Source organism: Massilia sp. Root418 (assembly GCF_001425265.1).
GTDB lineage: Bacteria > Pseudomonadota > Gammaproteobacteria > Burkholderiales > Burkholderiaceae_D > Rugamonas.
Genome location: NZ_LMEC01000024.1, coordinates 38,306 through 57,112 on the forward strand (window position 1 = coordinate 38,306; position 18,807 = coordinate 57,112).

Sequence of the window (18,807 nt, forward strand, 5' to 3'; positions counted from 1 at the left end):
GATGAAACCGCCTTGCACTATAATTGCGGCATGCGATCCGCCACGCCCCCGCCCTTCGACGCCGCCGATAAACCCGTGATCTGGACGGTGGCGGTGTCGCGCCTGTCCGAGCTGTTCCGCGACATCACCCTGGAATACGACGAGCTGGCCACCATCGAGCCGATCAACCTGGGCTTCGACGAGGCGGCCCGCCACATCCGCGAACGCATGGCGACGGAGCGCTGCGACGCGGTGATCGCGGCCGGCTCCAACGCGGCCTACCTGAAGGGACGGCTGTCGGTGCCGGTGGTGATCGCCAAGGCCAGCGGCTTCGATGTGATGCAGGCGCTGGCGCGGGCGCGGCGCGTGTCCGAGCGTATCGCCGTGGTTACCTACCAGGAGAAGATGCCGGAGCTGAGCGAGTTTGCCGCCACCTTCGGCTTCGACGTGGCGCAGCGCACCTACGCCACCGAGGAGGACGCGCGGGCCCAGATCAATGAACTGAAAGCCTCGGGCGTGCGCGCCATCGTCGGCGCCGGACTGATCACCGACCTGGCCGAGGAAGCCGGACTGACGGCGGTATTCGTCTACTCCGCCGCCTCGATACGGCGCGCCTTCGACGACGCGCTGGAAATGGCGCGCCTGACGCAGCTCGAATCGAACCGCGCCCGCGCCCGCGTGGGCGTGGTGGCGGACACGCTGCGCGCGCGCCATGGCCTGAACGACCTGCGCGGCGACTCGGCCGCCATGGAAAAGACGCGGCAGGCCGTGGTGCTGTACGCGAAGTCCCCCGCCACGGTGCTGATCCAGGGCGAGACCGGCTGCGGCAAGGAGCTGGTGGCGCAAGCCATCCACCGCGAGGCGCCGCGCAGCCTGGGCGCCAACCGGCCGTTCGTGGCCGTCAATTGCGGCGCCATCGCCGAGTCGCTGCTGGAGTCCGAGCTGTTCGGGCACGAGGAAGGCGCGTTCACCGGCGCGCGGCGCGGCGGGCACGCGGGATTGTTCGAGGCGGCCAACCGGGGCACGCTGTTCCTGGACGAGATAGGCGAAATGCCGCTGGCGCTGCAAACGCGCCTGCTGCGGGTGCTGGAAGAGCGCGAGGTGGTGCGGGTGGGCGGCACACGCCCGATTGCCATCAGCGTGCGCATCATCAGCGCTACGCACTGCGACCTGGAGCAGCGCGTGCGCGAAGGCCGCTTCCGCGCCGACCTGTTCTACCGGCTGGCGGTGCTGCGCCTGGCGCTGCCGCCATTGCGCGAGCGCGGCGAAGACATCGTGCCGCTGGCCGAATGGTCGCTCAAGAACGCGCTGGCGGCACTGGGCGCGCGGCCGCACCCCAACCTGCACGCCGAGATCAACGCCTGTGCCCCGCTGCTGCTGCGCTACGGCTGGCCCGGCAACGTGCGCGAGCTGCGCAACCTCACTGAGCGGCTGGCTTTGTTCCTGGCCGCCGAGCCCCTGCAGGCGCTCACCCCGGGCTTCGTGCTCAGCGTTGCGCCCGAGCTGCAGGCCAGCGCCAGCACGGGCAACCCTCCCCCGCAGCCGGCCGTGCCGGCGCTGCCCGCCTTGCCTGCCGGCGCTGCCAGCCAGGAAAGCGCCGCCGCCGTGCTGGCCCGCTTTGGCGGGCGGCGCGACGCTGCGGCCGGCTACCTGGGCATCAGCCGCACCACGCTCTGGCGCCGCCTGCGCGCCGAACAAGCCGCCTCCTGAAGACTAGGGCGCGCCACGCCAGCGGGGGTGGCGCTAGAATCGCCTCATCAATGGAGGCGCTATGCAGGAGCAGGTGGAGAAGGAGTCGCTGAAGGAACAGATGGGGCGCATCATCGAAGAGGCGCGCATGCTGTTGCCGGGTATTCAGGCGCTGTTCGGTTTTCAAACCATCGCCGTGTTCAATGAACCGTTCAAGAAGCTGCCGATGCTGGTGCAGGACTGCCACGTGGCCGCCCTGGCGCTGGTGGTGGTGGCGATCGCGCTGGTGATGCTGCCGGCCGCGTATCACCGCCAGGCGGAGCCTTTCCACGTCTCGCGCCGCGCCACCTCGCTGTCGTCGCGCTGCATTTGCTACGCGCTGGCACCGCTGGCGGCCGCCATTTCGCTGGACGTGTTCGTGGTGCTGCAGATGGTGACCGGGGACACCACCCTCGCCGCCATCGGCGGGGGCAGTGCCTTCGTGCTGCTCATTTCAGTATGGTTCGGCTATCCGCAGCTGATGCGGTACAAACTGGCCCGCAGCAGCTAGCAGCTAACAGCTAGCAGCTAGCAGCTGGCCACAGCGGCCTATTTGCTCTTGTCCGGGAAGGCCGGACGGGCGGGACGCGCCGGCGGGTTCTTCGCCAGCTCGGCCTTGATCACCTCGATGGCCTTTTCCAGCTGCGGGTCGCGCCCCGCGATCACCAGTGCCGGGGTCTGCTCGACCTCGATGTCCGGCGCCACACCCTCGTTCTCCACGCCCCAGCCGCCGTCGCGCGTCCAGAAGGCCAGGTTGGGCGCGGTGATGAAGCCGCCGTCCATCAGCACCGGGAAGCCCAGCACGCCGACCAGCCCGCCCCAGGTGCGCTTGCCGATCAGCGGACCCATCTGGTTTTTGCGGAACATCCACGGCAGCAGGTCGCCGCCGGAGCCGGCCGTCTCGTCGATCAGCATGGCGCGCGGGCCCTGGATGGAGGCGGACGGCGTCTTCATGTCGGCGCCGTAGCGCATGGTCCACCACGCGATCTCTTTTTTCTGCAGGATCTCGATGTAGTAGTCCGCCACGCTGCCGCCGCCGTTGAAGCGCTCGTCGATGATGACGGCATCCTTGTCGGCCTGCGGGAAGAAGTAGCGCTTGAAGTAGGTGTGCCCCAGGCCCGCCGTGTTGGGCACATAGACATAGGCCACGCGGCCGTTGGTGGCGGCGTTCACCTTGCGGATGTTGCCTTCCACCCAGTCGCGGTTGCGCAGCGCGTCTTCACTCGCCACCGGCACCACCGTGATGGTGCGCGACTTGCTGCCGTCCGGGTTGGGGCCTACCGTGATGTCGATGGCCTTGTTGGCGGTATTCTCGAACGCGCTGTACAGATTGGTGGGCGGCAGCAGCGGCCGGCTTTCCACCGCCAGCAGGTATTCGCCCGCCTTCACGTTCAGGCCAGGCTCGGTGAGCGGCGCGCGCAGCGTGGGGTTCCAGTTCAGGCCGCCGTACACCTTCTTGAAGCGGTAGTGGCCGTTGGCGATCTCGTAGTCCGCGCCCAACAGGCCGCCCGGCACAGGGCGGCTTTCGACGAAGTTGTCGCCGCCGCCGCCGCGGTGGTGGCCCACCGCCAGCTCGCTGCACATCCACTGGATCAAGCGGTTCAGGTCCGCGCGGCTGGACAGCTCGGGCAGGAAGGCGGCGTACTTTGCGCGCATCTTGTTCCAGTCCACGCCGTGCATGCCGGGGTCGTAGAAGAAATCGCGGTTGATGCGCCACACCTCGTTGAAGATCTGCACCCACTCGGCGCGCGGCTCGGCCTTCACTTCAATATTGTCGATCTTGATGCGGCCTTCACCGGCCGGCAGCAGCTTGCCGGTGGCCGAGCCCATCACCCAATTGTCCTTCTGTTTGAAGAGCAGCTTCTTGCCATCGGCCGAGATGTCGTAGCCGTCCGCTTCGGCCACCAGGGTTTCTGTCTTGCGGTCCTTCAGGTCGAAGCGCTGCACCGCCTTCTTGCCGTCCGCCTCGCGCATGAAGAAGATCTGCCCGGCGGCGCCGGCTTCCAGGTCGGAGATCTGCGCGGCGGGCACCGGCAGGTCGATGATGCGGTTCTCGATGCCGTCGAAATCGATGGCAATCGGCGCCACCACGGCCAGCGGAACTTTCGGGTCGTCGCGGCCGGTCTTCGGATCGACCTTGGGCGGCTCGGCCGCTTCCGCTTCGGCCTTGGCCACCTTGGCGGCGTCTTTTTTCTCCGGCTCTTTCGGCGCGGACGGCGGCGCGCCCTTCTCTTCGTCGCTTTCCTTGATCAGCGGCGACGGCAGGTCGCGCCGCAGCACGGCCATCCAGATGGTGCGCGTTACCAGGTTGTCCTCGTTCTGCTGCGAGAACCAGTTGTTGCTTGGGCCGGCGTTGGTGGAGGCGAAGAAGTACAGGTATTTGCCGCTTTTGTCGAACACGGGGTTGGCCACGTCCGACAGGCCGTCCGTCACCGCATACGATTTGTGCTGTTCCAGCGAATAGATGTAGGCGCTGCGCGTGTAGCTCATGGAATTGAGCGTGTAGGCCAGCCAGCGCGAGTCCGGCGCCCAGGCCGCCCGCAGGGTCTTGTTCACGCCGTACAGCGGCTCGGCGGCCACCTTGCTGGTGGCGCCGGTGGCCACGTCCAGCACATACAGGGTCCAGGCGTTGTCGGTGTAGGCGATCTTCTTGCAGTCGGGCGACCACACCAGGTTGTCGTAGTAGCCGGCGCCGGCGAGCTTGAATTTTTTCACCGCGCCCTTGCCGTCCTGGGCCCGGATGTGCAGCGCGTACTCGCCCGATTCGTCGGAGACGTAGGCCACCGAGCGGCCGTCCGGCGACCAGGCCGGGCTGCGCTCGTGCGCGGAGGCGGTTTGCGTCAGGTTGCGCACGTCGCCCTTGTCGGCCGGGATGGTGACGATCTCGCCCCGGAACTCATACGCCACGCGCGCGCCGGACGGCGAAATGGAGGCGTTGCGGATGTATTTGGCGCCGCGCACCCAGCGCTCGCGCGACAGGCCCAGGTCCGTGCTGATGCCGATGGTGAGCTTGCGGGCCTGCGCGCTCGCCTGTGCAGCGCCCAGGTCCAGCGTGTGCAGGTAGCCGGCCTGCTCGTACACCAGCGTATTGCCGGCGGCGGCGATGTTCAGTACCGGGAAGTCGCGGTGATTGGTGACCTGGCGCACGGCCTTGGTCTTCAGGTCGTAGGCGTGCAGGTTGAATTCGCCGCTGCGGTCCGAGCGGAAGTAGACGGTGTCGCCGATCCAGACCGGGTCGGCGTCGTTCGCGTGGGTGGCCGGCTGCGGGATTTTTTCCACCGACTTGTCGCCGAAGCTGTACAGCCACAGGATGGAATGGGTGCCGCCGCGATAGCGCTTCCATTGCGTGAACGCGGGCGAGAACGGGTTGTAGGCCACGCGCTTGCCATCCGGCGAATAGGCCGCGCGCGCGGCATTGGGGATCTCCAGTTCAGTCTCCACGCCGCCGTTCACCGGCACCGTGAACAGCTTGCGGTAGCGGTTGTTGAAGGCCGCGCGCGGGGAAGTGAACAACACAGCCTTGCCATCGGGCGCGAAGCCTTGCGCGATGTCGGGACCGGGATGGTAGGTCAGGCGCTTGGGCACCCCGCCTTCCACCGGCAGCACGTAGACATCGGCATTGCCGTCCAGCTGGGCGGTGTAAGCCAGCAGTTTGCCGTCCGGCGAAAAGACGGGGTTGGATTTCTCGCCCAGGTCGGAGGTCAGGCGGCGCGGCGCGCTGCCGTCCAGGTTGGCCAGCCACAGGTCGCCCGCATACATGAAGGCCAGGTGGCGCGCCGAGACGGCGGGCTCGCTCAGCATGCGAGTGTCGCTGGTATTGGGTAGCGCTGCGGCGGTCTGGGCCAGGAGCATGGCGCTGGCGGCGGCCAGCGGGGCGATGGTGGTTCTCAGGCGGGGTCTTTTCAAGGGTGGCTCGCTCGGTGGTTGGGGACGTGGCAATACCTGGTTGGCAAATATACACCACCATGCGGCGCCGTTCATCCTCAATTTTCACCGCTCATCCCAAGGCCGTGGCCGCAGCCGGTGCGCGCCGGTAGCATGGTCTCCATCGCAACCAATCAAGAGGAAAAGCACCATGTTCAAACGCCTGATCTCCCGCACCCTGTTCGCCGGCGCCGCCCTGCTGTGCGCCGCCGCAGCCCCTGCCCCCGCATCGGCAGCCGGCGGCCATCCCGCGTTCAACGTGAAGGTGACCGGCAGCGGCGCGCCGGTGATCCTGATCCCCGGCCTGGCATCGCCGGGCGAAGTGTGGGATGGCACCGTGCAGCGCTTCTGCGCCAAGCGCCAGTGCCATGTGCTGACGCTGGCCGGCTTCGCGGGCACGTCCGCCATCGAGGCGCCATTGCTGCCTGCGGCGGAACAGCAGCTGTCGGACTATATCGCCGAACACAAGATGGCGCAGCCGGTGCTGATCGGTCACAGCATGGGCGCCTACCTGGCACTCAAGCTGGCGGCGGACCATCCGGCGCAGGTGGGCCGCGTGGTGGTGGTCGATATGCTGCCCGCGCTGGCGGCCACGCAGATGCCAAACATGACCCAGGAGCAGCTGGAGGCAGCGGCAGCGCAAATGCGCGACCGCACCCTGCAAGCCGACGAGGCATCCTTCGCAACGCAGCAGCGCCGCACGGCGGGCACCATGGTAAGTTCCGCCGCAGATGTCGAGCGCATCGTGGGCTGGGGCCAGAAGTCCGACCGCAAGGCCATGGCCACCTCGCTGTACCAGATGCTGTCGCACGACCTGCGCCCGGACCTGGCACGCGTGACGGCGCCGACGCTGGTGCTGGCCGGCTGGGCAGCCCATAAAGGCATGCTGCCGCAGAGCGCAATCGAGGGCATGTACCGGGGCCAGTACCGCCTGCTGCCCAAGCTGCAACTGGAGCTGACCGACACCGCGCGCCATTTCATCATGTACGACGATCCGGAATGGATGTATGCTCGCATCGACCAATTTTTGAATCAAATGTAATGGACCACACCGCCCACCCCTGGATCGCGCGCCTGCGCTGGTATTGGATCTTGCAGCTGGCCGGCTGGCTCTGCATCCTGCTGTTCGTGCTGGCCACCTACAGCTGGGCGCTGCACATGAAAGGCGTGGCGCTGACCACCGCGTGGTCGGCCGGCACCGGGCTGCTGCTGTCGCACGCCTGGCGCTGGCTGTTCAAGCGCCAGGGCTGGCATGCGCCGCGCATCCGCTGGCAAATGTTTGCGGTGCCGGCGCTGGTCCTGTCGCCCTTGCAGGCAGCCAGCGTCACGCTGGGCATCAAGCTGATCCAGAACTCGTGGCCGGGGACTTATGGCTACCTGCCCATGGCGCTGATTTTCTGGGCGCTGGTCTTCGTCAGCTGGACCGTGTTCTACCTGATGGTGAAAGCCATCGGCCGCGCGGCGCGTTTCGAGGCCGAGACACTGCGGCTGGAAGTGAGCGCCAAGGACGCCGAACTGCGCGCCCTGCAGGCACAGGTGAACCCGCACTTCTTCTTCAATAGCCTGAACAGCGTGCGCGGCCTGATGTACGAGGACCGCGACGCGGCGGCCCAGATGATAGACCAGCTGGCAAGCCTGATGCGCTATGCGCTGCAATCCGGCCAGTCCGATACGGTGCCGCTGGCCGCCGAGCTGGAAGCGGTGCAAGCCTACCTGGCGATCGAGCAGATCCGCTTCGAAGAGCGGCTGCGCGCCAGCCTGCATGTCGAAGCCGGCGTGGAGACGGTGCGGGTGCCGCCGATGTCCTTGCAAACGCTGGTGGAAAACGCCGTGAAGTATGGCGTGGAGAGCAGCGTCACCGGCAGCGACATCACCATCACCGCGCGGCGCGAAGCTGGCTGTGTGCGCATCGAGATCGCCAACACGGGCGCGCTGCGCCAGTTCAGCAACTCCACGCAGGTGGGGCTGAACAATGCGCGCAAGCGGCTCTCGCTGGCGGTGGGCCGTGGCGCCAGCCTGGAACTGGCGGAAACCGGCGGCTGGGTGCGCGCCACGCTGACCTTGCCGGAGGCTGCGTGATGCGCGTGCTGCTGGTCGATGACGAGCGTCTGGCGCGCGCCGAGCTGCGGCGCCTGCTGGCGGCGCATCCGGACATGGAAGTTGTCGGCGAGGCGGTCAGCGCCGCCGACGCGCTCTCGCAAATCGCCGCCTTGCAGCCGGACCTGCTGCTGCTGGACGTGCAAATGCCCGGCGGCAGCGGCTTCGACCTGCTTGCCTCGCTCGACAACGTGCCGGACGTGATCTTCACCACCGCCTTCGACCGCTACGCGCTGCAAGCGTTCGAGGTGAATGCCCTCGACTACCTGCAAAAACCGATCCAGCCGGCGCGCTTGGCAGCCGCGCTGGCGCGCGCGGCGCAGCGCAGGCGGGCCGCCGCCGCGCTGGCCGGCGCCGTGCCCGGTGCGGCGGGGGCAGCAGGAGCAGCAGGAGCGCCAGGAACGGGAGCAGAGTTGCCGGCCAAGGCAGCGGCCAATGACACCAATGCGCGCGCCGTGCCGCAGAAGCTGTTCATCAAGGACGGGGAACGCTGCTGGTTCGTCGGCCTGCACGATATCCGCCTGTTCGAGTCCGAAGGCAATTACACCCGCGTCTATTTCGAGGGCCAGCAGCCGCTGATGCTGCGCACCCTGACGCAGCTGGAAGAGAAGCTCGACCCGCAGCGCTTCTTCCGCGCCAGCCGGCGCCACATCGTCAACCTGGACCACGTGCGCAGCGTGGCGCCAAACGACGCGGGCGGCCTCGATCTGGCGCTGCGGGACGGCCCGGCGGTGGAAGTGTCGCGCCGGCGCGCGGCGCAGTTCAAAACCCTCTCCAGCTTATGACGCCGCTGGTCCTGATTCCCGGCTACATGCTGGATGAAACCCTGTGGGACGATGTGCTGCCCGTGCTTGGCGAAGACACGCCGTGCTTCCACGGCAGCCTGCGCGAAGGCGCCACGGTGCAGGAGATGGCGCAGCGGATCCTGGACGCCAGCCCGCCGCGCTTTGCGCTGGCCGGCTTTTCCATGGGCGGCTATATCGCCCGCGAGATGGCGCGGCTGGCGCCGCAGCGCGTGCTGTCGCTGATCCTGATCGCCACCTCCGCCCGGCCCGATTCGCAGGCCACGCGCGAGCAGCGCGCCAAGGCGGCGCTGAATACGCCGCCAGGGCCGTTCCGGGGTCTGAGCAGGGGCGCCATCGCCACCTCGCTGCACCCGGACCGGGCGGGCGACGCGCAGCTGATTGCGCGCGTGCGCGCCATGGGCGAGCGGCTGGGGCCGGACGTGTTCCTGCGCCAGTCGCTGCTTGAGCGCGGGGATCTGGAGCGGCTGGGGGAAGTCGTTTGCCCTACGCTGGTGGTCGCCGCCGCGCAGGATCAACTGCGCTCGCTGGCGGAGGCCCAGGAGCTGCGGGACGGGATTCGGGGCGCGCAGCTGGAAGTGGTGGAGCGCAGCGGACATCTGGTTCCGCTGGAGCAGCCGGCGATGCTGGCGGCATTGATGCGGCGGGTTACGCTGCGCTAACCCGCCCTACGGGGCGTAAAAAAACCGCCACGGGGGCGGTTTTTTTGCTTGCCTTGCGGCTTACTCGACTTCGACCGTTTCGGGCGGCGGGCTTGGCGCCGCATCCGATTCCGGGAACTCCAGCTTGACCTGGTCTTTCTCGTCCAGGTCCACCGTGACGCGGCCGCCGGCCACCAGGCGGCCGAACAGCAGTTCGTCGGCCAGCGCCTTGCGGATCATGTCCTGGATCAGGCGCGACATCGGGCGCGCGCCCATCAGCGGATCGAAGCCTTTCTTGCCGAGGAACTTGCGCAGTGCCTCGGTGAAGATCGCTTCCACCTTCTTCTCGTGCAGCTGCTCTTCCAGCTGCATCAGGAACTTGTCCACCACGCGCAGGATGATTTCCTCGTCCAGCGCGCGGAAGCTGATGGTGGCGTCGATGCGGTTGCGGAACTCCGGCGTGAACATGCGCTTGATGTCGGCCATCTCGTCGCCAGCCTGCTTGGTGGTGGTGAAACCGATCGACGTCTTCTGCAGGCTCTCGGCGCCCGCGTTTGTAGTCATGATGATGATCACGTTGCGGAAGTCGGCCTTGCGTCCGTTGTTGTCGGTCAGCGTGCCATGGTCCATCACCTGCAGCAGGATGTTGAAGATGTCCGGATGCGCTTTCTCGATCTCGTCCAGCAGCAGCACCGCGTGCGGCTTCTTGGTGATGGCCTCGGTCAGCAAACCGCCCTGGTCGAAGCCGACGTAGCCCGGCGGCGCGCCGATCAGGCGCGACACGGCATGGCGCTCCATGTACTCGGACATGTCGAAGCGGATCAGCTCAATGCCCAGGATGAAGGCCAGCTGCTTGGCCACCTCGGTCTTGCCCACGCCGGTCGGACCGGAGAACAGGAAGGAGCCGATCGGCTTGTCGGTCTTGCCCAGGCCGGCGCGCGCCATCTTGATGGCGGACGACAGCGCGTCGATGGCAGGATCCTGGCCGAACACCACGTTGCGCAAGTCGCGGTCGATGGTCTGCAGCTTGCTGCGGTCGTCCTGGTTGACGGTTTGCGGCGGGATGCGCGCGATCTTGGAAATAATTTCCTCGATCTCGGTCTTGCCGATGGTTTTCTTCTGCTTGGACTTCGGCAGGATGCGCTGCGCGGCACCGGCTTCATCGATCACGTCGATGGCCTTGTCCGGCAGGTGGCGGTCGTTGATGAAGCGGGCCGCCAGTTCGGCTGCGGTGGACAGCGCGGACGCGGAGTACTTCACGCCGTGGTGTTCCTCGAAGCGCGACTTCAGGCCGCGCAGGATCTGCACGGTCTGTTCCACGGTAGGCTCGTTCACGTCCACTTTCTGGAAGCGGCGGCTCAGTGCGTGGTCCTTCTCAAACACGCCGCGGAATTCCGTGTAGGTGGTCGCACCGACGCATTTCAGCTGGCCGTTGGCCAGGGCCGGCTTCAGCAGGTTGGACGCGTCCAGCGTGCCGCCCGACGCGGAACCGGCACCGATGATGGTGTGGATCTCGTCGATGAACAGGATGCCGTTCGGATTGTCCTTGAGCTGCTTGAGCACCGCCTTCAGGCGCTGCTCGAAGTCGCCACGGTACTTGGTGCCGGCCAGCAGCGCGCCCATGTCCAGCGAGTAGACCACGGCGTTCTGCAGGATCTCTGGCACGTCGCTTTGCGTGATGCGGTAGGCCAGGCCTTCGGCAATGGCGGTCTTGCCCACGCCGGCTTCGCCCACCAGCAGCGGATTGTTCTTGCGGCGGCGGCACAGGATCTGGATCACGCGGTCCACTTCCTCTTCGCGGCCGATCAGCGGATCGATCTTGCCGTCGGCAGCGGCCTTGTTCAGGTTTTGCGTGAACTGGTCCAGCGGGCTTTCCTTCTGCTGGCCCTCGGCGCCCGGAGCGCCCTCCTCCACGCCTTCCGAGGCCTTGGCGGCATCGGATTGCTGGTCCTTGCGCACGCCGTGCGAGATGAAGTTGACCACGTCCAGGCGCGTCACGCCCTGCTGGTGCAGGTAATAGACCGCGTGCGAGTCCTTCTCGCCGAAGATGGCCACCAGCACATTGGCGCCGGTAACTTCCTTCTTGCCGTTGGAAGCGGACTGCACGTGCATGATGGCGCGCTGGATCACCCGCTGGAAGCCCAGCGTCGGCTGGGTATCCACTTCGCCCGTGCCAGGCACGGTCGGCGTATTGTCGCCGATGAAGTTGGTCAGGGTTTTCCGCAGGTCCTCGATGTTGACTGCGCAAGCACGCAACACTTCGGCCGCCGACGGGTTGTCCAGCAACGCCAGCAGCAGGTGCTCTACCGTGATGAATTCATGCCGTGCCTGCCGTGCTTCGACAAACGCCATGTGCAAACTTACTTCCAGTTCCTGCGCAATCATACTTCCTCCATCACACATTGCAGGGGGTGGCCTGCCTTGCGTGCATGCGTTAATACAAACTCCACTTTGGTACTCGCGATATCCTTCGAGAAGACGCCGCACACCCCCTTGCCGTAGCGGTGCACGCTGAGCATGATCTGGGTGGCCGTCTCACGGTCCTTGTTGAAGTACTCCTGAATGATGGCCACCACGAACTCCATCGGTGTGTAGTCGTCATTCAGCAACGCCACCTGATACAGGGGAGGCGGTTTTAGCGTCTGCCGTTCCAGCAGCTGTTCGGTATCATGCTTGGTTGCCATACGCTTATATTCTAATGCTTTCGGTGTTGTTGCAACGTGCTTTATGGATGTAAATCCATTTGTATTCCATCTTACGCGTTTTCCCGACTTGGCGCAGATGGCGACCGTGCCGGCAAAATCAAGAGTTGCTTTTCATACGGGCTGTGCTGCTGTTGCAAGAAAAATACTAATAGCCCTGCGAAAGCGCTTGACATTAAAAATTGTTCCGCCAACAATGCGATATCGACTTGTGCAGAAATGTACATGTTGATAAGAAGTGAGGCGTCGAGGAGGGGGCAGGAAGCTTCTTGCTTTTATGGCTCGTGTGATTCGTTTTTATTGAAAGTTTTTTTTATGGCAACTGGTACCGTTAAGTGGTTCAATGACTCCAAAGGCTTTGGCTTCATCACTCCTGATGATGGCGGCGAGGATTTGTTCGCACACTTCTCCGCGATCAACATGAATGGCTTCAAGACCCTGAAAGAAGGTCAAAAAGTTCAGTTCGAAGTCACCCAAGGCCCTAAAGGCAAGCAAGCTTCCAACATCCAGTCGATGTAAGCAATAGCTTTGCTGGAAGTGAGAAACCCCGCTGCTGTGGGGTTTTTTTTCGCCTGTTGCGGGCCGGCTACGCCGCCGCGTTCCTTGCGTTCACTTCCTTGTTGAAGGCCAGCATGGCATCGCCGATGCGCTTGCTTTCCCTGTCGGTGAACACGCATTCGCCGCAGGCGCTGCAAAAGTCGCCCGTCACGTTGGGTATCACGGTCGACTGGCCTTCGTAGGTGTACGGCATGTCCCGGGTCTCGTGCACCAGCGGCCCTTCGCCGCAAAATGGACACTGCATAGCTGCTCCTCTGTTGTCTTATAGCATCAGCATACACCAATGAAAAAGGCCCCGCACTCGCGAGGAGCGCAGGGCCTTGCAGCCGGGCTGGCAGCGCCGCCGTCCGGCTTGCAAATTACATGTTTTCGATCATTACATCGCCGAAGCCCGAGCACGACACCTGGGTCGCGCCTTCCATCAGGCGGGCGAAGTCGTAGGTGACTTTCTTCGAGGCGATGGCTTTCTCGGTGGACGAGATGATCAGGTCGGCCGCTTCGGTCCAGCCCATGTGGCGCAGCATCATTTCAGCGGACAGGATCAGCGAACCCGGATTCACGTAGTCCTTGCCGGCGTACTTGGGCGCGGTGCCGTGGGTGGCTTCGAACATGGCCACCGAGTCCGACAGGTTGGCGCCCGGCGCGATGCCGATGCCGCCCACTTGCGCGGCCAGCGCGTCGGAGATGTAGTCGCCGTTCAGGTTCAGGGTGGCAATCACGCTGTACTCGGCCGGGCGCAGCAGGATCTGCTGCAGGAAGGCGTCGGCGATCGAGTCCTTGATGGTGATCTCGCGGCCGGTCTTGGGATTCTTGAACTTGCACCACGGGCCGCCGTCGATCAGCTGGGCGCCGAATTCCTTCTGCGCCAGGGCGTAGGCCCAGTCGCGGAAGCCGCCTTCGGTGTACTTCATGATGTTACCCTTGTGGACGATGGTCACGGAAGGCTTGTCATTGTCGATGGCGTACTGGATGGCCTTGCGCACCAGGCGCTCGGTGCCTTCGCGCGACACCGGCTTGATGCCGATGCCCGAGGTGTCCGGGAAACGGATCTTCTTCACGCCCATTTCCTTGACCAGGAAGTCGATCAGCTTCTTCACGCCTTCGCTGCCCTCCTGGTATTCGATGCCGGCGTAGATGTCCTCGGAGTTTTCGCGGAAGATCACCATGTCGGTCTTCTCAGGCTCGCGCACCGGCGACGGCACGCCGGCGAAGTAGCGCACCGGACGCAGGCAGACGTACAGGTCCAGCTCCTGGCGCAGCGCCACGTTGAGCGAACGGATGCCGCCGCCGACCGGCGTGGTCAGCGGGCCCTTGATGGACACCACGTAGTCCTTCAGCACTTTCAGGGTTTCTTCCGGAAGCCACACGTCCGGGCCGTACACGCTGGTCGACTTTTCGCCGGCGTAGATTTCCATCCAGCTGATCTTGCGCTTGCCGCCGTAGGCCTTGGCCACCGCTGCGTCCACCACCTTGATCATCACCGGGCTGATGTCCACGCCGGTGCCGTCGCCTTCGATGAAGGGGATGATGGGATTGTCCGGTACGGTCAGGGAAAAATCGGCGTTGACGGTGATTTTCTGGCCGTCAGCTGGAACTTTGATATGTTGAAACATCGTAATCTCCGAAATGGTAGGCAAGCCTAGGTAAGCAAGTCTTCTATAAGACATAAGACGTGTGTTTCACATTATGCACCAGTATTTTGGCTGGCGCACGGTACAATTCGTGTATGCCGCTAATATTATTCAATAAGCCATTCCAGGTATTGTGCCAGTTTTCCCCGCAGCCGGAGCGCGAAACGCTGGCGGACTACGTCAAGGTGCCCAACGTCTACCCCGCCGGCCGGCTGGACGCCGACAGCGAAGGCCTGCTGCTGCTCACGGACGACGGCAAGCTGCAGCACGAGATCGCCCACCCGGAGCGCAAGGAGGCCAAGGTCTACCTGGTGCAGGTGGAAGGCGTGCCGGACGCGGCCGCGATGGCGCGCCTGCAGGCCCCGCTCGACCTGGGGGATTTCACCACCAAGCCCTGCCAGGCGGTGCGCATCGCCGAGCCGGGCTGGCTGTGGCCGCGCAATCCGCCCATCCGCAGCCGCGCCGACGCACCCACCGCGTGGCTGGCCATCACGCTGCAGGAAGGTAAAAACCGCCAGGTGCGGCGCATGACGGCCGCCATCGGCCACCCTACCCTGCGCCTGGTGCGCAGCGCCATCGGCGGCATCTCCCTGGCCAGCCACCCCCTGATGCCCGGCGAGTGGATGGAGGTCGCCCCACAGGATCTGCGCACGCGCTGAGGCGCGAAAGCACAAAAACCCGCCATGGCTTGCGCCATGCGGGTTTTCTTCACTCTATCCTGCCTGCTACACAGCGGCGCGAACGCCGCCGCAACGCCAGCGCAATTAAGCTGCCAGTGCTTTCAGGGCAGCGGCCAGACGGCTCTTGTGGCGAGCTGCCTTGTTCTTGTGGATGATTTTCTTGTCGGCGATGCTGTCGATGGTCGACACGGATGCCTGGAAGATTGCGGTAGCAGCAGCTTTGTCGCCGCCCTGGATCGCTTTACGTACCGCTTTGATCGCGGTGCGCAGGGTCGAACGCTGAGCCGAGTTGTGAGCGTTTTGCTTGACTGCTTGACGAGCGCGTTTGCGCGCTTGTGCGGTATTTGCCATGGTGGTTCCTAATCGTTGTCAAAGTTCGTTTGCAAACAATAGCGTTTGCCAAACAGGTGTTTGTTCAGTCTGTCTGCCTAACCATGTAAGCCAAGGGACGCTGGCAAAACATTAGTGTCTGCGATACTGAAATCTGTACAGCCTTAAATTATAGCGGGCTTTTGGCGGCAGGGCAATTCCCAAAATGGCAAATTGCTCTTTATGCAGCACTTTCACGGGTCCTTAAGCCTGCGCAGCGGACGCGCCCGCTATAATCGCGGCCCATGAACCTGCTCAAAACCCTCGCCGCCATCTCCAGCATGACCATGCTGTCCCGCGTCACCGGCCTGCTGCGCGAAAGCCTGTTTGCGCGCGCTTTCGGCGCGGGCGCCTACACGGACGCCTTCATTGTCGCCTTCCGCATCCCTAACCTGCTGCGCCGGCTGTTTGCCGAGGGCGCGTTCTCGCAGGCTTTCGTGCCCATCCTGGCCGAATACAAGAACCAGCACGGCCAGCAAGCCAGCAAGGACCTGGCCGACCACGTGGCCACCACGCTGGTATGGGCCACCGTGCTGGTGAGCGCAGCCGGCATTATAGGCGCGCCGCTGTTCGTCTACCTGATTGCCACCGGCCTGCGCACCACGCCAGACGCGTTCGACGCCTCGGTGTGGATGACGCGGCTGATGTTTCCTTATATAGCGTTCATGTCCTTCGTGGCGCTGTCCGGCGGCATATTGAACACCTGGCGCCAGTTCAAGATCCCCGCTTTCACCCCGGTGCTGCTGAACCTGAGCTTCATCGCCGCCTCACTGCTGCTGGCCCAGCACCTGGCGCAGCCGATCTACGCCATGGCCATTGCCGTGTTCGTGGGCGGCGTCCTGCAGGTGGCAATCCAGGTGCCGGCGCTGATCCGCATCGGCATGCTGCCGCGCCTGTATCTGAATCCCCTGGTGGGCTTGCGCGACGGCGGCGTGCGGCGCGTGCTGAAAAAGATGGGGCCGGCCGTGTTTGCCGTATCGGCGGCGCAAATCAGCCTGATGATCAACACCAGCATCGCCTCGCGCCTGGCCGAAGGCAGCATTTCCTGGCTGTCCTACGCCGACCGCCTGATGGAGTTCCCGACCGCCATGCTGGGCGTGGCGCTGGGCACCATCCTGCTGCCCAGCCTGGCCAAGGCCAACGCCGACGCCGACCACCAGGAATACTCGGACCTGCTGGACTGGGGCCTGCGCCTGACCTTCCTGCTGGCCTTGCCGGCGGCAGTGGGCATGGCAACGCTGGCGGTGCCGCTGATCAGCACCCTGTTCCATTACGGGAAATTCACGGCCGAGGCAGCCGTCATGTCGGCCCAGCCGCTGATGGCTTACAGCGCCGGCCTGATCGGCATCATCCTGGTGAAGACCCTGGCGCCGGCTTTTTACGCCAAGCAAGACATCCGCACGCCGGTGAAAATCGCCGTCGGGGTGCTGGTCGCCACGCAGCTGATGAATCTGTTGTTTGTTCCCTACATCGCTGTGTCCGGGCTCGCACTTTCAATCGGACTCGGGGCCTGCATCAACGCCGCTTTCCTGTACCGGGGCTTGCGCCGGCGCGGCGTGTACCAGCCCAAAGCCGGCTGGGGAAGCTTCTATTTGAAACTTTTGGTAGCTGTCGGTTTGATGGGCGCGGCCGCATGGTTCGGTGCAGCAAAAGTCGACTGGCTTGCAATGCGGAATGAACCTTTCCTGCGGGCAGGGGCGCTGTTTCTATTAATAACTATCTGCGCAGCAATTTATTTCCTATCGTTATTTATAATGGGCTTCCGCTTCCGCGACTTTAAACGCCGCGCCAAGTAGATAATGCTTTCCCAAATGAAAAAACCCGCTTACGCGGGTTTTTTTTAAGCTTGATCCCGCCTCAGGCGTCGGTATTTTTTTTGCGGCGCGACAGCATGGCCAGAATACCCAGGCCGCCCAGCAGCATGCCGTAGGTTGCTGGTTCCGGCACTGCCGTCACGGTCACTTCACCGCTGTACTTGGCGCCAACCGCACCGGTGCCGAACAGGTTCAGCACGAATGGTGCTGCGCCGCTGTGCTCAACGCCGAAGAAGCGCAGTTTGCCGTCGTTGAAGACGCTGCCGGTAGTGCCATTCAGGTTCGACAGGGTGCCGTCGAAGGTCAGGTTTTGGCCGCTGATCGTAACAACGATCTCGTACAGGCCTGGTGCCAGACCGCCAAAAGTGATCACGTCGGAGCCGCCCGACAGGACATCGTCAGTCGGGGATTTGACGGATTGGAAGAAGTTATTGGCCAGTGGGTTGTCATCCAGAATGACCAGCTGATCAGCCGCCGAGGCGCCGAACGATGCTGCGGCCAGCAGGCTCGCAACAATAAGTTTCATTTTCATAGGTTATCCTTAAAAAGTTGATGTCATTGGTTGATGAGCTAACCAACATTGATCGGGACTGCGAAAACAGCATAGCATAAAAATATCGGAAGTCTTGTTCTTTTGATTATATTTAATTTCCGTCAATAAAGTAATTTATGCAAATATATTTCTTATGTTGCACAGCAATATTTCAGTAAATAAAAAGCCCGGTTTGCGTGAGCATTCCGGGCTTGCTTATTACTATTTTTGCGGTTCGGGCGGCGGGTCGGGATCGGGTTTCGCGTCGTCCGTCCTGGCCTCGTCGGCGGGCGGCTCGGGCCGCGTGGCCGGCTCGCCGGGCTCGGGCGAATCGGGCGGCTGCGGCGGCTGCGGCGGTTCGGCTGGCGGCTCGGCCGGCGGCGCCGGGGTGGCCGGCGGCATGCCGGTGGCCGGATCGGGCGCCGGCGTGGCGCCGGGCTGCGGCTGGCCCGCCTGCGGCTTGTTGGCCTGCACCTGCCCCGGGATGGGCGGCGCATCGCCGGCGCTGACGAATTTCCAGTCCGAGATGCGCTGCTTGCCGTCGAAGCCCTGGAAGCGGGCGGGGAAGTTGCCGATCTTGACAGGCTTGGCGGTGGACAAGCTGAACACCGCCACCACGCCGGTGCTGCCGGCCAGATAAGTGATGCCCCACTCCGCCTTGCCGGTCATGGGGTCGACGAAGATTTTGCGCAGGTGGCGCCGCACGCCGGGAAAGCGCGGGTCCAGCAGCAGTTCCTTGAGCGACGGCGGCTGGGTCGGCTGGCCGGGCGGGGTCGCCTTGGCGTAGCTTTGCAGCGCATCGCTGAACTGGGCGCCGATGTTGAGCAGTTCACGCTCGGCGGCGCTGCGCTGCATGACCGCGCCCAGCTTGACGGACGTGGCGCCCACCAGGCCGATGATGGCCACCAGGATGATCAGGCTGATGTAGGTGAAGCCGGCCGCCCGGCGGGCGGCGGCGCCCGCGCTACCAGTCCGCGTAGGGCTTGCCATGGCGGTCATTGCCGGGCGCTCCGCTCTTCAGGTCGGCCACGCCGCCCTTGCCGTCTTCCGGCGGCACCAGGATCCAGGTGGTGCTGCTCTCGGTGATGGGGTCGATGGGCGCGGCGCGCAGGTATTTTTTCTCCACCAGCTGTTCCAGGGTGTCCGGGTAGCGGCCGGTGTCGCCGTAGTACTGGTCGATGGTGGCGCGGGTATTGCGCAGATTGTCGGCCAGGATGGTTTCCTTCGCGCTGTCGACGCTAGGGAAATAGCGCGGCACCGCCAGCGTGAGCAGCAGCGCGATGATGCCCAGCACCACCAGCAGCTCGATCAGCGTGAAGCCCTTGTTGAATTTCCTCATGCTCAGCACT

Annotated in this window: 18 protein-coding genes; 9 read left to right on the plus strand and 9 right to left on the minus strand. The window is 64.4% G+C overall.

Features of this window, described 5'->3' with window-relative positions; all coding sequences use genetic code 11:
- The first annotated feature begins 30 nt into the window (after positions 1 to 30).
- Together prpR and ASC94_RS25300 are read left to right on the plus strand one after the other, a co-directional pair.
- Positions 31 to 1,689: a propionate catabolism operon regulatory protein PrpR gene (gene prpR / locus ASC94_RS25295; RefSeq protein ID WP_056402648.1), complete on the plus strand. Its 1,659-nt coding sequence runs from the start codon at positions 31 to 33 to the stop codon at positions 1,687 to 1,689.
- Positions 1,690 to 1,750: 61 nt separating this feature from the next.
- Positions 1,751 to 2,218, plus strand: a complete 468-nt coding sequence (locus ASC94_RS25300) for a DUF6328 family protein (RefSeq protein ID WP_157201588.1) — start codon at positions 1,751 to 1,753, stop codon at positions 2,216 to 2,218.
- 38 nt (positions 2,219 to 2,256) lie between these two features.
- Here the strand turns inward: ASC94_RS25300 and ASC94_RS25305 are convergent, their stop codons facing one another.
- Positions 2,257 to 5,613 carry a S41 family peptidase gene (locus ASC94_RS25305; protein WP_200955823.1) on the minus strand — a complete coding sequence of 1,119 codons (3,357 nt, stop codon included), beginning with the start codon at positions 5,611 to 5,613 and terminating at the stop codon, positions 2,257 to 2,259.
- A gap of 169 nt (positions 5,614 to 5,782) precedes the next feature.
- On the opposite strand from ASC94_RS25305, the gene ASC94_RS25310 reads away from it, so the two are divergent.
- Genes ASC94_RS25310 through ASC94_RS25325 form a run of 4 tightly spaced genes read left to right on the plus strand, consistent with a single transcriptional unit; the run spans position 5,783 to position 9,193 of the window.
- Positions 5,783 to 6,673, plus strand: coding sequence for an alpha/beta fold hydrolase (locus tag ASC94_RS25310; protein ID WP_056402656.1), 891 nt, complete (start codon positions 5,783 to 5,785; stop codon positions 6,671 to 6,673).
- Complete coding sequence (locus ASC94_RS25315) at positions 6,673 to 7,710, plus strand: sensor histidine kinase (protein ID WP_056402658.1); 1,038 nt, start codon at positions 6,673 to 6,675, stop codon at positions 7,708 to 7,710. Before ASC94_RS25310 ends, ASC94_RS25315 begins: the two co-directional genes overlap by 1 nt.
- Positions 7,710 to 8,513 (plus strand): LytTR family DNA-binding domain-containing protein, encoded by an 804-nt coding sequence (locus tag ASC94_RS25320; RefSeq protein WP_056402661.1) that lies wholly within the window; start codon positions 7,710 to 7,712, stop codon positions 8,511 to 8,513. The genes ASC94_RS25315 and ASC94_RS25320 overlap by 1 nt, the downstream gene beginning before the upstream one ends.
- A complete protein-coding gene (locus tag ASC94_RS25325) occupies positions 8,510 to 9,193 on the plus strand; it encodes an alpha/beta fold hydrolase (RefSeq protein ID WP_056402664.1) in 684 nt (227 codons plus the stop codon). Before ASC94_RS25320 ends, ASC94_RS25325 begins: the two co-directional genes overlap by 4 nt.
- A 60-nt stretch (positions 9,194 to 9,253) precedes the next feature.
- Here ASC94_RS25325 and clpA read toward each other — a convergent pair whose 3' ends face one another.
- Together clpA and clpS are read right to left on the minus strand one after the other, a co-directional pair.
- On the minus strand, positions 9,254 to 11,557 hold the full coding sequence (gene clpA / locus ASC94_RS25330; RefSeq protein ID WP_056402668.1) for an ATP-dependent Clp protease ATP-binding subunit ClpA: 2,304 nt from the start codon (positions 11,555 to 11,557) through the stop codon (positions 9,254 to 9,256).
- The gene (clpS, locus tag ASC94_RS25335; protein WP_056402670.1) at positions 11,554 to 11,856 is read right to left on the minus strand and encodes an ATP-dependent Clp protease adapter ClpS; all 303 of its coding nucleotides are present in this window, start codon (positions 11,854 to 11,856) and stop codon (positions 11,554 to 11,556) included. The genes clpA and clpS overlap by 4 nt, the downstream gene beginning before the upstream one ends.
- Before the next feature lie 333 nt (positions 11,857 to 12,189).
- Here clpS and ASC94_RS25340 point away from each other — a divergent pair, with 333 nt between their 5' ends.
- Positions 12,190 to 12,393 (plus strand): cold-shock protein, encoded by a 204-nt coding sequence (locus ASC94_RS25340; protein WP_056403455.1) that lies wholly within the window; start codon positions 12,190 to 12,192, stop codon positions 12,391 to 12,393.
- A gap of 67 nt (positions 12,394 to 12,460) precedes the next feature.
- Here ASC94_RS25340 and ASC94_RS25345 read toward each other — a convergent pair whose 3' ends face one another.
- Positions 12,461 to 12,676: a type II toxin-antitoxin system MqsA family antitoxin gene (locus ASC94_RS25345; RefSeq protein ID WP_056402672.1), complete on the minus strand. Its 216-nt coding sequence runs from the start codon at positions 12,674 to 12,676 to the stop codon at positions 12,461 to 12,463.
- Between the two features lie 115 nt (positions 12,677 to 12,791).
- Positions 12,792 to 14,045, minus strand: a complete 1,254-nt coding sequence (gene icd, locus ASC94_RS25350; protein WP_056402676.1) for an NADP-dependent isocitrate dehydrogenase — start codon at positions 14,043 to 14,045, stop codon at positions 12,792 to 12,794.
- Between the two features lie 113 nt (positions 14,046 to 14,158).
- On the opposite strand from icd, the gene ASC94_RS25355 reads away from it, so the two are divergent.
- Positions 14,159 to 14,722 carry a pseudouridine synthase gene (locus ASC94_RS25355; protein WP_056402679.1) on the plus strand — a complete coding sequence of 188 codons (564 nt, stop codon included), beginning with the start codon at positions 14,159 to 14,161 and terminating at the stop codon, positions 14,720 to 14,722.
- 105 nt (positions 14,723 to 14,827) lie between these two features.
- Here the strand turns inward: ASC94_RS25355 and rpsT are convergent, their stop codons facing one another.
- A complete protein-coding gene (gene rpsT, locus ASC94_RS25360; protein ID WP_056402684.1) occupies positions 14,828 to 15,094 on the minus strand; it encodes a 30S ribosomal protein S20 in 267 nt (88 codons plus the stop codon).
- A 263-nt stretch (positions 15,095 to 15,357) separates the two neighbouring features.
- Between rpsT and murJ the strand changes: the two genes are divergently transcribed.
- The gene (gene murJ / locus ASC94_RS25365; RefSeq protein ID WP_056402687.1) at positions 15,358 to 16,908 is read left to right on the plus strand and encodes a murein biosynthesis integral membrane protein MurJ; all 1,551 of its coding nucleotides are present in this window, start codon (positions 15,358 to 15,360) and stop codon (positions 16,906 to 16,908) included.
- Positions 16,909 to 16,969: 61 nt separating this feature from the next.
- Here murJ and ASC94_RS25370 read toward each other — a convergent pair whose 3' ends face one another.
- The 3 genes from ASC94_RS25370 to ASC94_RS25380 all read right to left on the minus strand — a co-directional run bounded on the left by ASC94_RS25370 (position 16,970) and on the right by ASC94_RS25380 (position 18,797).
- Positions 16,970 to 17,458 (minus strand): FxDxF family PEP-CTERM protein, encoded by a 489-nt coding sequence (locus tag ASC94_RS25370; protein WP_056402690.1) that lies wholly within the window; start codon positions 17,456 to 17,458, stop codon positions 16,970 to 16,972.
- 222 nt (positions 17,459 to 17,680) lie between these two features.
- Positions 17,681 to 18,448, minus strand: coding sequence for a type II secretion system protein (locus ASC94_RS25375; RefSeq protein WP_056403456.1), 768 nt, complete (start codon positions 18,446 to 18,448; stop codon positions 17,681 to 17,683).
- On the minus strand, positions 18,423 to 18,797 hold the full coding sequence (locus ASC94_RS25380) for a type II secretion system protein (RefSeq protein ID WP_056403460.1): 375 nt from the start codon (positions 18,795 to 18,797) through the stop codon (positions 18,423 to 18,425). Before ASC94_RS25380 ends, ASC94_RS25375 begins: the two co-directional genes overlap by 26 nt.
- Positions 18,798 to 18,807 lie beyond the last annotated feature (10 nt).

Bases quoted from the DNA above. Each gene is read 5' to 3' on its own strand.
- prpR (WP_056402648.1), top strand. From the start codon at position 31: ATGCGATCCGCCACGCCCCCGCCCTTCGACGCCGCCGATAAACCCGTG.
- ASC94_RS25300 (WP_157201588.1), top strand. From the start codon at position 1,751: ATGCAGGAGCAGGTGGAGAAGGAGTCGCTGAAGGAACAGATGGGGCGC.
- ASC94_RS25310 (WP_056402656.1), top strand. From the start codon at position 5,783: ATGTTCAAACGCCTGATCTCCCGCACCCTGTTCGCCGGCGCCGCCCTG.
- ASC94_RS25315 (WP_056402658.1), top strand. From the start codon at position 6,673: ATGGACCACACCGCCCACCCCTGGATCGCGCGCCTGCGCTGGTATTGG.
- ASC94_RS25320 (WP_056402661.1), top strand. From the start codon at position 7,710: ATGCGCGTGCTGCTGGTCGATGACGAGCGTCTGGCGCGCGCCGAGCTG.
- ASC94_RS25325 (WP_056402664.1), top strand. From the start codon at position 8,510: ATGACGCCGCTGGTCCTGATTCCCGGCTACATGCTGGATGAAACCCTG.
- clpA (WP_056402668.1), bottom strand. From the start codon at position 11,557: ATGATTGCGCAGGAACTGGAAGTAAGTTTGCACATGGCGTTTGTCGAA.
- clpS (WP_056402670.1), bottom strand. From the start codon at position 11,856: ATGGCAACCAAGCATGATACCGAACAGCTGCTGGAACGGCAGACGCTA.
- ASC94_RS25340 (WP_056403455.1), top strand. From the start codon at position 12,190: ATGGCAACTGGTACCGTTAAGTGGTTCAATGACTCCAAAGGCTTTGGC.
- ASC94_RS25345 (WP_056402672.1), bottom strand. From the start codon at position 12,676: ATGCAGTGTCCATTTTGCGGCGAAGGGCCGCTGGTGCACGAGACCCGG.
- icd (WP_056402676.1), bottom strand. From the start codon at position 14,045: ATGTTTCAACATATCAAAGTTCCAGCTGACGGCCAGAAAATCACCGTC.
- ASC94_RS25355 (WP_056402679.1), top strand. From the start codon at position 14,159: ATGCCGCTAATATTATTCAATAAGCCATTCCAGGTATTGTGCCAGTTT.
- rpsT (WP_056402684.1), bottom strand. From the start codon at position 15,094: ATGGCAAATACCGCACAAGCGCGCAAACGCGCTCGTCAAGCAGTCAAG.
- murJ (WP_056402687.1), top strand. From the start codon at position 15,358: ATGAACCTGCTCAAAACCCTCGCCGCCATCTCCAGCATGACCATGCTG.
- ASC94_RS25370 (WP_056402690.1), bottom strand. From the start codon at position 17,458: ATGAAAATGAAACTTATTGTTGCGAGCCTGCTGGCCGCAGCATCGTTC.
- ASC94_RS25375 (WP_056403456.1), bottom strand. From the start codon at position 18,448: ATGGCAAGCCCTACGCGGACTGGTAGCGCGGGCGCCGCCGCCCGCCGG.
- ASC94_RS25380 (WP_056403460.1), bottom strand. From the start codon at position 18,797: ATGAGGAAATTCAACAAGGGCTTCACGCTGATCGAGCTGCTGGTGGTG.